General features: G+C 75.5%; 10 protein-coding genes and 1 tRNA gene. 9 read left to right on the top strand and 2 right to left on the bottom strand.

Annotated features, from left to right (window positions below):
• Window positions 1-218: 218 nt before the first annotated feature.
• A complete protein-coding gene (locus ACWEMJ_RS23845; protein ID WP_452139136.1) occupies window positions 219-812 on the bottom strand; it encodes a 5-formyltetrahydrofolate cyclo-ligase in 594 nt (197 codons plus the stop codon).
• Between the two features lie 63 nt (window positions 813-875).
• On the opposite strand from ACWEMJ_RS23845, the gene ACWEMJ_RS23840 reads away from it, so the two are divergent.
• From ACWEMJ_RS23840 to ACWEMJ_RS23800, 9 genes are all read left to right on the top strand, one after another.
• Window positions 876-1,715 carry a GGDEF domain-containing protein gene (locus ACWEMJ_RS23840; protein ID WP_452139135.1) on the top strand — a complete coding sequence of 280 codons (840 nt, stop codon included), beginning with the start codon at window positions 876-878 and terminating at the stop codon, window positions 1,713-1,715.
• Window positions 1,716-1,772: 57 nt separating this feature from the next.
• Window positions 1,773-2,693, top strand: a complete 921-nt coding sequence (gene galU / locus ACWEMJ_RS23835; protein ID WP_452139134.1) for a UTP--glucose-1-phosphate uridylyltransferase GalU — start codon at window positions 1,773-1,775, stop codon at window positions 2,691-2,693.
• A gap of 26 nt (window positions 2,694-2,719) precedes the next feature.
• A complete protein-coding gene (gene glp / locus ACWEMJ_RS23830) occupies window positions 2,720-4,042 on the top strand; it encodes a molybdotransferase-like divisome protein Glp (RefSeq protein ID WP_452139133.1) in 1,323 nt (440 codons plus the stop codon).
• Between the two features lie 116 nt (window positions 4,043-4,158).
• Entirely contained in the window at window positions 4,159-4,596 is a 438-nt protein-coding gene (moaC, locus tag ACWEMJ_RS23825; RefSeq protein ID WP_452139139.1) for a cyclic pyranopterin monophosphate synthase MoaC, read from the top strand.
• Entirely contained in the window at window positions 4,593-5,084 is a 492-nt protein-coding gene (locus ACWEMJ_RS23820) for a MogA/MoaB family molybdenum cofactor biosynthesis protein (protein WP_452139132.1), read from the top strand. Before moaC ends, ACWEMJ_RS23820 begins: the two co-directional genes overlap by 4 nt.
• Window positions 5,081-5,707 carry a GNAT family N-acetyltransferase gene (locus ACWEMJ_RS23815; RefSeq protein ID WP_452139138.1) on the top strand — a complete coding sequence of 209 codons (627 nt, stop codon included), beginning with the start codon at window positions 5,081-5,083 and terminating at the stop codon, window positions 5,705-5,707. The genes ACWEMJ_RS23820 and ACWEMJ_RS23815 overlap by 4 nt, the downstream gene beginning before the upstream one ends.
• A gap of 163 nt (window positions 5,708-5,870) precedes the next feature.
• Window positions 5,871-6,863 (top strand): divisome protein SepX/GlpR, encoded by a 993-nt coding sequence (gene sepX, locus ACWEMJ_RS23810; RefSeq protein WP_452139131.1) that lies wholly within the window; start codon window positions 5,871-5,873, stop codon window positions 6,861-6,863.
• A 462-nt stretch (window positions 6,864-7,325) separates the two neighbouring features.
• Window positions 7,326-7,402, top strand: a tRNA-Ala gene (locus tag ACWEMJ_RS23805).
• A gap of 226 nt (window positions 7,403-7,628) precedes the next feature.
• Complete coding sequence (locus ACWEMJ_RS23800; RefSeq protein ID WP_452139130.1) at window positions 7,629-9,746, top strand: tetratricopeptide repeat protein; 2,118 nt, start codon at window positions 7,629-7,631, stop codon at window positions 9,744-9,746.
• Here the strand turns inward: ACWEMJ_RS23800 and ACWEMJ_RS23795 are convergent.
• Window positions 9,730-10,998 carry a hypothetical protein gene (locus tag ACWEMJ_RS23795; protein WP_452139129.1) on the bottom strand — a complete coding sequence of 423 codons (1,269 nt, stop codon included), beginning with the start codon at window positions 10,996-10,998 and terminating at the stop codon, window positions 9,730-9,732. The genes ACWEMJ_RS23800 and ACWEMJ_RS23795 overlap by 17 nt on opposite strands.
• Window positions 10,999-11,366: the final 368 nt, after the last annotated feature.

Below are 11,366 nucleotides of genomic sequence, written 5' to 3'. Positions count from 1 at the left end.
GGGGCCTGGCTCGGTGGTCCCTGTCCCCGGCCTGCTGCGCGCCGATTCCGTGTCGGGCGCGGTCGGGCGAAGCCCTGGCGCGCGGGGCGTGCCCGCCGGGGGCCCGGCTCGGCGGTCCCGGCCCCCGGCCTGCTGCTGCGTGTCGATTCCGTTCCGGGCCGCGCTGTCTCTCCGTTCCTCTTCCCTCGCGCCCCGTCGGTCCTCGGTCCTTCCCCGGGTCAGGCCGCGAAGCGGGTGATCCCGGCCGGGGTGATCACCGCGTGGACCGGGAGGTCGTGCGGCTCGGCGGGGACGGCGGGCAGGAGCTCGTGCGGGTAGAGGAGGGTGGCGAGCAGGGGGCGGGCCCCGGCGCGGGCGAGGCGGGCGAGGACGCGGTCGTAGGAGCCCCCGCCGCGGCCGAGGCGGATGCCGCGGGTGTCGACGGCGAGGCCGGGCAGCAGGACGACGTCGGCGGTGCGGACGGCGTCGGGGCCGAGGCGCTCGGCGAGGGGTTCGAGCAGACCCCGTCCGGCGGGTGCGAGCCGGGCCTCGCTCTCGTAGGGGGCCCAGTCCAGGTCGTTGTCGGGCAGCAGGACGGGCAGCAGGACGCGGGCCCCGGCGGCGGCCAGCGCGGCAAGCAGCGGCCGGGTGCCGGGCTCCGCGCCGACCGAGACGTACGCGGCGACGGTGCCGCCCGCGGGCACCAGCTCCGTCGCGTGCGCCGCGATCCCCGCCGCCGCCGAGGCCCGCTGTTCGGCGGTGAGGGCCCTTCGTTCGGCGAGCAGCCGTGACCTCAGCGCCGCCTTGTCGTTGGACAGCTGATCCGCAGACACCACCCGTATCCCTTCAGCTCTGTCGTTCGCAGTGACACGAGCCTGACACGTCGAGGCCGCCGCATGTCCACCCCGCTCCTGCTCCAGGCCCTGGCCGTGCTCGGCGCGGCCGCCCCGGTCGCCGCCGGCGTCACGGTGCTGCGCCGCCGCCGGGCCGGGGGCGGGTGCGGCGGCCGGGAGGCGGAACTTCTGGCGAAGATCGCGGAACTGGTGGCGGAACGGGACGAGTTGCGCCGCACCGCGTCCTGCGACCCGCTCACCGGGGTGTGGAACTACCGGCACCTGCAGCTCACCCTCGACCAGGAGATCGAACGGGCCCGCCGGGCCGAGGCGGCCGCCGCCGAGCCGCGCCCGCTGTCGGTGCTGATGGTGGAGCTGGTCGGCTTCGAGGCACTGGTCGCCGAGCACGGCCGCTCCCGCGCCAACGGCATGCTGCGCGACCTCGCCCAGCGGCTGGCCGTGGAGATCCGCAGCAGCGACACGCTGGGACGATACGGCGGCGAGGAGTTCCTGGTGCTGCTGCCCGACACCGCCCCGGAGGGCGCCGCGCAGGTCGCCGAGCGGCTGTGCTGGTCGGTGCGCCGCCACCGCCTGACGGACCGTCACCCGGGCGAGCCCGCCGACCCGGAGGCCCGCAGCGGGCTGACCGCCGCGATCGGCCTGGCCGTGCTGCCCCGGGACGGCGCCCACGCCGCGGTCCTGCTGCGGGCCGCCGACCGCGCCCTCGCCGAGGCCAGGGCTGCCGGCGGCGACTGCTGGCGCCCCGCGCCGCCCGTCCCGCCCGGGTCGAGCGGCTCGGACGCGTCATCCGTGCCCGGTAAGGTGTCTCTCGGCCCCGCCGGGGAGCCCCTCACCCCGCGTGCGACCACCGTCGGCCCCCTCACGACCGGTGACAGGCCCTGAGAACCGATTCACCCGCCTCTCAGCAGGGTGGAATCCCTGCCTTAGTAAGGTCGACGCATGACGAACAAGCACGCCCGCACGCCGGTCACCAAGGCAGTCGTCCCCGCTGCCGGCCTCGGCACCAGGTTCCTCCCCGCCACCAAGGCCACGCCGAAGGAGATGCTCCCGGTCGTCGACAAGCCGGCCATCCAGTACGTCGTGGAGGAGGCCGCCTCCGCCGGCCTGTCCGACATACTGATGGTCACCGGTCGCAACAAGCGTGCTCTGGAAGACCACTTCGACCGCGCCTACGAGCTGGAGGAGCTGCTCACCCGCAAGGGAGACCACGACCGCCTGCGCCGCGTCCAGGAGTCCGTGCAGCTGGCGAACATGCACTACGTCCGCCAGGGCGACCCGAAGGGCCTCGGCCACGCCGTCTCGGTCGCCGAACAGCACGTCGCCGGCCAGCCGTTCGCCGTCCTGCTGGGCGACGACCTGATCGACCCCCGGGACCCGCTGCTGGCCCGCATGATCGAGGTGCAGCAGGAACTCGGCGGCTCCGTGGTCGCGCTGATGGAGGTCGACCCCGCGCAGATCCACCTCTACGGCTGCGCCGCCGTCAAGCCCAACGGCTTCGGCGAGGACGTCTTCCAGGTGACCGACCTGGTCGAGAAGCCCGACACCGCGGACGCCCCGTCCAACTACGCCGTCATCGGCCGCTACGTGCTCGACCCGGCCGTGTTCGACGTGCTGCGCGAGACCCCGCCCGGCCGCGGCGGCGAGATCCAGCTGACCGACGCCCTGCGCGAACTCGCCACCCGCGACGAGAGCGCCGGCGGCCCGGTCTACGGTGTGCTGTTCAAGGGCCGCCGCTACGACACCGGCGACCGCGCCGACTACCTGCGGGCGATCGTCCGGCTGGCCGCCGAGCGCGACGACCTCGGCCCCGAATTCCGCACCTGGCTGCGGCAGTTCGTGGCCGACGAGATGCAGGGCTGACCCACCACGAAGGCGAGTGTGAGGCGATGACCGGGAAGCACGACCCCTGCGACGAGGGCGCCGGCTCCCCGGCCTCGCCGCGCCTGTGGAGCGTCGACGAGCACCTCGCCGACGTGCTGTTCGCCGCGGCCCCGCTGCCGCCCATCGAGCTCAAACTGCTGGACGCCCAGGGCTGCCGGCTCGCCGAGGACGTGCGGGCCGGCGCCGACCTGCCGCCGTTCGACAACAGCTCGATGGACGGCTACGCGGTGCGCACCGCCGACACCGTGCGCGCCACCGAGCAGTACCCGTCGGTGCTCGCCGTGGTCGGCGACATCGCGGCCGGCACCGGCGAACTGCCGAAGGTCGGCCCCGGACAGGCCGCCCGGATCATGACCGGCGCCCCCGTCCCGCCCGGCGCCGAGGCCGTCGCCCCGGTCGAGTGGACCGACGGCGGTGCCGGCACCGGGCAGGCCGCCGACGCCATGGGCACCGGCGAGGGCGGCGACGGCGGCGCGGAGGTGCGGGTGCTGCGCCCGGTCGCCGAGGGCGCGTTCATCCGCCGCCGGGGCAGCGACGTCACCGCCGGAGACACCGTGCTGGAGGCCGGCGCCGTCCTCGGCCCCACCCAGCTCGGCCTGCTGGCCGCGATCGGCCGCGCCACCGTCCGGGTCCGCCCCCGCCCCCGGGTGGTGGTGCTGTCGACCGGCAGCGAACTCGTCCAGCCCGGCGAGGAGACCGGCCCCGGCCTGATCCACGACTCCAACTCCTTCACCCTGACTGCCGCCGCGATCGCCGCCGGCGCGGTCGCCTACCGGGTCGGCGGCGTACCCGACGACGCGTCAACTCTCCGCGCGGTACTGGAGGATCAGCTCGGTCGGGCCGACCTGATCGTCACCAGCGGCGGGGTCTCGGTTGGCGCGTACGACGTGGTCAAGGAGGTGTTCGCCGACTACGCCGGAGTGGACTTCCGGCGGCTGCGGATGCAGCCCGGCAAGCCGCAGGGCTACGGCCGGATCGGCGGCGACCGGGGCATTCCGCTGCTCGCGCTCCCCGGAAACCCCGTGAGCGCCTACATCTCCTTCGAGTTGTTCGTCCGCCCCGTCATCCGCACCATGCTCGGCGCCGCCGACGTGCACCGCCCCGTGGTGCGCGCCGCCACCACCGCCTCGCTGCGCTCCCCGGCCGGACGCCGCCAGTACCTGCGCGGCCGCTACCGCCCGGCGGACGGCACCGTCAGTCCGGTCGGGGGCGAAGGATCGCACCTGGTCGGGGCGCTGGCGCAGGCGGACTGCCTGATCACGGTGCCCGAGGAGACCACCGCCCTGCCGGCCGGCAGCACCGTCGATGTGGTCCTTCTCACGGACTGACCCGTACGGGGCGGTACCGTAGCGCGAGATTCGCACCGTGTTACTGGAGCCCATTCGTGACCGACACACCCCCCGGCGACCGCCTCACGCACGTCGACCACACCGGCGCCGCCCGGATGGTCGACGTCTCCGAGAAGGCCGCCACCACCCGGGTCGCGGTGGCGGCCGGACGCGTCCGGGTCGCCCCCCGGGTGGTCGAACTGCTGCGCGGCGAGGGCGTCCCCAAGGGCGACGCGCTCGCCGTGGCCCGGATCGCCGGCATCATGGGCGCCAAGCGGACGCCCGACCTGATCCCGCTCTGCCACCCCATCGCGCTCACCGGCACCACCGTCGACCTCGCGGTCACCGACACCGCCGTCGAGATCACCGCCACCGTCCGCACCGCCGACCGCACCGGCGTCGAGATGGAGGCGCTCACCGCCGTCGCCACCGCCGCGCTCACCGTCATCGACATGGTCAAGGCCGTCGACAAGGCCGCCGCCATCGAGGACGTCCGGGTGCTCAGCAAGACCGGCGGCAAGAGCGGCGACTGGGTGCGGGAGGGCGAGCAGTGAAGGCGCTCGCCGTCACCGTCTCCAACCGGGCCGCCGCCGGCGTCTACCAGGACCGGGGCGGGCCGCTGCTGGTCGCCGGCCTGCGCGAGCTGGGCTTCACGGTCGACGGCCCGACGGTCGTCCCCGACGGCGACCCCGTCGAGGCCGTGCTGCGCGAAGCCGTCGCCGCCGGGTACGACGTGGTGCTCACCACCGGCGGCACCGGCATCTCCCCGCAGGACCTCACCCCCGAGATGACCGCCCGGGTGATCGACCGCCCGATCCCCGGCATCCCCGAGGCGATCCGCGCGTACGGCCGCGAGAAGGTCCCCACCTCGGCGCTCTCCCGGGGCCTGGCGGGCTGCGCCGGACGCACCCTGATCGTCAACCTGCCCGGCTCCACCGGCGGCGTCCGCGACGGCCTCGCCGTCCTCGCCCCGCTGCTGCCGCACGCCGTCGACCAACTCGCCGGCGGCGACCACCCGCGACCCGCGGGCGGTGCGCACTGAACGCGGGCTGGCCGGTCGAGCTGGCCGAGGGAGACATCGTGCTGCGGCCCATCCGCCGCCGCGACCAGGCCGAATGGCAGGAGGTCAGCCGCCGCAACCGCGACTGGCTGCGCCGCTGGGAGGCCACCGTCCCGCCCGTCCCGCCCGGCCGCGCCCCGCTGCCCCGCCCCACCTTCCGGCAGATGGTCCGCTACCTGCGCGCGGAGGCCGCCGCCGGCCGGATGCTGCCCTTCGTCGTCCTCCACCAGGGCCGCCTGGTCGGCCAGTTGACCGTCGGCGGGATCACCTGGGGCTCGATGTGCTCCGCCAACGTCGGCTACTGGGTGGACGAGGCCGTGGCCGGCCGGGGCATCATGCCCACCGCCGTCGCGCTCGCCGTCGACCACTGCTTCCGCGACCTCGGACTGCACCGGGTCGAGGTCTGCATCCGCCCCGAGAACCGGCCCAGCCGCCGGGTGGTGGAGAAACTCGGCTTCCGCTCCGAGGGAATGCGCCCCCGCTATCTGCACATCGACGGCGACTGGCGCGACCACCTGGTCTACGCGCTCACCGCCGACGAGGCCGCCGACGGGCTGCTGCGGCGCTGGCGCTCGCTCAGGAGCGGGCCGGCACAGGGAAATTGAATAAGTGTTCGAAAAATAGATATCGATATGGCATCGGTGGGCCTGCCGGGCCGGGGCGAGCCGTCACAAATACCGGCAAAATAGTCTGAGAATCAGCTTGATCGGACGACACGCCGTCCCAAATTGCTGCAGCGCCTTACCCCGCGCCCGTACCGTGTGAAACGTGAGCAGCAGCGGCCTTATCTACGCGGTCATCGTAGGGGCCTGGGCCGCCTATCTGGTGCCGATGTGGCTCCGCAGGCAGGACGAGCTCAACGAGTCGCGTCCGACGGAACGCTTCAGTACCGCGATCCGCCTGCTGGCCGGACGATCGGCCATGGAACGGCGCGCGGCCCGAGCCCTCGGCGAACAGACCGCCGACCAGCAAGACCCCGCCGGGGAACCGGACGGGGCCGTCGTCGATCCCGCGGAACCGGAGCCTGCGTCGGCTCCGGCCGTGCCGGCTGGTCCGGTCGTTCCGGCCGTCCCGGCTGCTTCGCCGGCTTCGGTGGCGGAGACCGCGCCGGCTGTCGAGGCGGGCGGGAATCGCGGGCGCGAGCGGGGGGAGCAGGACGAGCGGCGCTCCGCCGAGCGGCGGGCCCGCCTGCTGGCCCGGCGGCGGCGGATGGTCACCCTGCTGTTCCTCGCCTTCGCGCTCGGCGCGGTCGTCGCGGCCGTCGCCGGTTTCGCGTTCCTCTGGGTGCCGGCCGTGCCCGGCATCCTGCTCACCCTCTACATCGGGCACCTGCGGCGGCTCGAACGGCAGCGCTACGAGGTCAAGTTCGACCGGGCCCGGGCCGCGCAGGCCGCCGAGCGCCTGCGCGAACGCGAGCGCGCCCGCGCCGCCGAACCCGCGACCGCGCCCCAGCCCACCGACGTGGCCACCGAGCCCGCCACCCGGGCCAGCGCCCTCGCCGACGCGACCGAGCACGAGGAGTGGGTCGACGGCGTCCGCGAACGCGCGGCGGCCGGGCCCGACTCCTGGGAGCCGGTGCCCGTTCCGCTCCCCACCTACGTCACCGCCCCCGTCGCCCCCCGGGTGCCCCGGGGCCTCGACCTCTCCGGCCCCGGCACCTGGGACTCCGGGCGGCCCGCCACGCCGCTCTTCGACCAGTACGGCGAGACGGGGGCGCAGGCGGCGCAGGAGTACCGGCCGCCGCGGGCCGCGAACGAGTAGGGCCCCTGCGCCCACCCACCCACCCGTGCACCCGCCTGCTGAGGTGCGGCCGGGACGGACGGTGCGCGCGGGTCGGTGGTGGGGCACTTTCCGAGGCAGTGGGGGTCGGGCCGCAGGCGAGATGAGGGTGCAGGCGGTGGCTGGCCCGCCGGCGGGCTTTCGTTTCCGTGTGGGCTCGCAGCGGCCAGGTGCCGGGGACTCTCGCGATGGCGGGGGGTTGGACGGCCGCTTGCGATGGCTCGCGGCACGCGGCGGCCTCGGTGCGGGCTGGTCGTCCGGTGGCCGGCCACGGGCTGTCGCCGTTGCGAGGGTTCGCCCGCCGCAGGCGCGGTCTTCCGGCGGCTTCCCCGCGCTCGCTCGGTCTGGGCGGGGCAGCTGGGGCGGGGGTCGAACGTGGTGTCACGGGGTCCGGCGACCATGGTCATGAGTACCTCTCCAGGGGTGATAGAGTTCTTTCTTGTTGGGGCTGTGGCGCAGTCCGGTAGCGCACCTCGTTCGCATCGAGGGGGTCAGGGGTTCGAATCCCCTCAGCTCCACCAACAGAAGTCCCGCCCGGGTTACCGGGCGGGACTTCTTGCGTTGTCGGGGCGAATCGGGCGGCGGGCGCGGCGTCGGCCTGGGGCGGGAGATGTACGTGATCTGTCTGTCTCGGGCGGGCGTTCCCGGGGTGGGTGGGGTGGCGTGGGTGGGCTGACGGAGGGGGGTGTGCAGGCTACCGTTGGCGCGTCAGGTGGGGTGCGGCGCGCACGGTTTTGAGGGGTGGGCATGATCGATCCGCTGTCGGTCACGGCGGTCGCGGGGGTGCTGAGCGCGGTCGGGTCGGCGATGGCCGGGGAGGCCGGGAAGTGGGCGTGGGAGTCGATCGGCAACCTTGCTCAGCGGGTCACCGGCCGCCAGCTCGCGCTGCCCTCGGGGGACGAGGAGCGGGAGGAGCTGGCCCGGCTGCTGGTCGAGGGCGCCCGCCGGGATCCGGCGCAGGCCCGGGCGCTGGCCGCCTGGCTGAACGGCCTGGCCGACGGGGACGAGAAGGCCGCGCAGGAGGCGCCGCGGCTGCTGCCCGCCTCGACCCGGTACTTCACCGACCGCAAGGGCCCGCTGACCGCGCTCGACAAGGAGGCCGGGCGGAAGGCCGACGGGCGGCCCCGGCAGGTGCTGCTGCACGGCCCGGACGGCATCGGCACCAGCGCCGTCGCGATCCACTGGGGCGGCCGGGAGGCCCACCGCTTCCCCGACGGGCAGCTGTACGCCGACCTGCGCGCCGCCGGACCGCAGGGCGCCGCCGACCCGGCGATCGTGCTGCGCCGCTTCCTGCAGAAGCTCGGCGTGCCCGCCGACCGGATGCCCGCCACCGTCCAGGACCGCGCCGAGCGCTTCGCCCAACTGGTGGGCGGCAAAAGGATGTTGGTGGTCCTGGACCACGCTCACACGGCCGCCCAGGTGCGGCCGCTGCTGACCGCCGCGCCCGGCGTGGTCACCGTCGTCACCGCGCGCCGGCCGCTGGCCGGGCTGGACATGCTGAACGTCCCCGTCGGGCCGCTGGCCGACAAGGACGCCCGCCGGCTGCTCACCGACCTGGCCGGGAAGCACGCCGTCGGCGCCGCCAAGGCCGCCCTGCCCGGGGTGCTGGAGCGCTGCGCCGGCTCGCCGTTCGCGCTGCGGGCCGCCGCGCCGGTGCTCGGCGACGCCGTGCCCAGGGCGCTCGGCGGGGCGTTCCCGGCCGACCCGGTGCAGGCCGCCACCGCCGACCGGTACGCCCGGGTCGCCCCCGATTCCGCGCTGGTGTACCGGAGTTGCGCGCTGCGCCGGTGGCCGGCGATCGGACCGGCCGCCGCCGCGGCCGCCAGCGGACTGACCGAGTCGGCGGCCGCCGAGGCGCTGGCGGAACTCGCCGACGCCGGACTGCTGGAGACCGCCCTCGACGGCCGTCACCGCTACCGGCCGGCCGTCCGTCGGCACGCCGAGGAGCTCGCCGTCCGGGAGGACGGGCTGGCGGCCTGCGCCGGGGCCGTGCGGCGCACCGTCGAGCACTACCTGCGGCTCGCCGTCCGTGCCGACCACGCGGCGCTGCCGCAGCGTTGGCACCTCGGGCCGCTGTACGCGGAGCTCGGGCCGGACGGCTACCCCGGGGAGGCCGAGGCGCTGGCGGCGCTCGGCGCCGAACTGCCCAACCTGGTGGAGGCGGTGGCCGCCGCCGAGGAGTTCGCCGCGCCCGAGCTGGTCTGCCAGCTGGTCGAGGCGCTGTGGGCGGTCCAGTTGAAGGCGGGTCGGCACGACGAGCTGCTGCCCGCCCTGCGGGCCGGGGCGCGGGCCGCTGCGGACGGCCGGACGGCGGCCCGAATGCACGTCCAACTCGCGCTGGCGCTCACCGAGTTGCAGGAGTACGGCGAGGCCGAGCAGCAGCTCGAACTGGCCGCCGAGGCCGAGCGGGAGGTCGGGCACCTGCGCGGGCAGGCCACTGCCGTGGAGACTCTCGGGCTGCTGCGGCTGCGGCAGTGGCGGTACACCGAGGCGCTCGCCTGTTTCGAGGAGGCCGCCGGGCTGCTGGACGGGATCGGGGCCGGGGACAGCGGGCGGGCCGACCTGCCGCGGGCCCGCGCGCTGCTCGCCCGGCACCGCGGCCGGGCGCTGCGCGGGGCGGGACGGTTCGAGGAGGCCCGGGCGTCGATCGAGCAGGCGGTGGCGTTCTTCCGGGGCACCGGCGAGGACTACAACGCCGCCCGGGCGCTGACCGACCTGGCGCAGACCCTCCTCGACCAGGGCCGCGGGCCGCAGGCGCTGCCGCTGCTGGACGAGGCCGGGGCGCTGCTGGAGCGTGGCGGCGCGGTGTTCCACCTGATGCCGATCGCGGTGCTGCGCTCGCTGTGCGTCAACGAGGGCGAGTGACCGTCACCCGGTGAACCGCCCCGCCGGTGCGGACCGTCAGCACCCCCGGGGCGGGGCCGGCGGCGAGGAGCGCGCAGGCGGCGGCGAGCGGGTCGAGGCCGTCGAAGTCGGTGCTCAACTCCAGTTCGGCGCCCGAGCGGTGGCGGACGGTGCAGGTGGTCGGGCCGGTCGCCTGGACGGCCAGCGTGCAGCCGCCGTGCCGGGCCAGCGTCCGCTTCGCCCAGGCGAGCGGCGGGCCGAGCCGGGGGTCGGTCGGGGCGCCGTGCCGGACGATCACGTCCGCGAGGGGCAGCACGCTCGGGTCGAGGGTGTCCTCGTGGACGACCAGTAGGCCTGCGCCGGGGCCGTCCGGCTCGTGGCGGGCGCCCGCGAACCGGCGCACCTCCACCGCGCCGTCCGGCAGGACGCGGGTCAGCGCGCGGACGGGGGCCGTCACCTCGGACGGCTGGTGGTCGGGCAGCGCCAGCAGGTCGAGCAGGGCGGGCGCGGGCGGCTCGGGCAGGTCCAGGCAGCGGTAGAACAGGGCGCGGAGCAGGGCCGCCGACCCGCCCGGGCAGGAGGTGGTCGACTCGGCCGGGCCGACCGGCACCCGGCCCCGTTCGAGCAGCCGGGCCAGCTGCGGGCCGAGCGCCGCGTGCGGATCCAGCTTCGGGGCGTCCCGGACGAACGCGGCGACCTGCGACCCCTCGTCCAGCACCGACGCCCCTGCCGCCGCCAGCAGCACCGGGGTGCCGAGCGCCGCCGCGTAGTAGCTCACCGAGCCGAAGTCGCCGATCACGGCGTCGGCGGCGATCAGCGCCTGCCGCCAGTCCGCGACCGGATCGACCAGCGTCAGCCCGGCCCGGCGCGCGCCGTCCAGCCACAGGCGGACCTGCCCCGGGCCGTGGCCGTGCCAGACGTTGGGGTGCAGCACCACGGCGACGCGGTACTCGTCCAGTGGCAGCTCGGGCAGCCGGGACAGCAGCAGCGGCAGGACGTCCTCCGGGCCGCCGTCGCCGAACAGCGAGGACGGGTTCCAGGTCGAGTTCAGTACCAGCAGCCGCCGGCCCGTACGCACTCCGAACGCCCGGCGGAACGCCTCCCGGCGGGGGCGGGCCGCGAGGATCCGGTCGAAGCACGGGTCACCGCCGAGCACCGCCGTGTGCGCCGCCTCCGGGCAGGCCGCCGCGAGTCGGACGAACTGGTCGGGGTGGGACAGCACCAGCGCATCGGCGACCGGCACGCCCTCGTGCAGCAGCCATTCCCGGGACATGCCGAACGTCGGCACCTCGGCCGTCCGGTGTCCGGTGTCCGGTGTCCGGTGTCCGGTGTCCGGTGTCCGGTGTGGCGAGCTTCTTATTGTAGCCAACGCCGTGCGAGAGGACGGCCAACTGTCCATTCAATTCGTGGAGTTGGCCGCCGAAGCTGGCCGATATCGCCAACTCGGGCGCGAGCGACAGCGCCTGCTCCCAGGGGACGACCGGGATGCCCAGCGCGGTGAGGAGTTCGGACAGGCCGGCGCGGAACGGCGAGCTGCCCGGGCAGGTGGCCAGCAGCTGCACCCGCAGGTCGTCGCGGAACAGGCCGACCACGTCGAGCAGCCGGGTCGCCGCGGTGACGTTGTGCACCACCAGCAGGACC

The sequence above is a fragment of the Kitasatospora sp. NPDC004531 genome, assembly GCF_053602195.1.
Note: the sequence above shows the minus strand (reverse complement) of the source record. Positions and strands in the feature narration are given on the sequence as shown.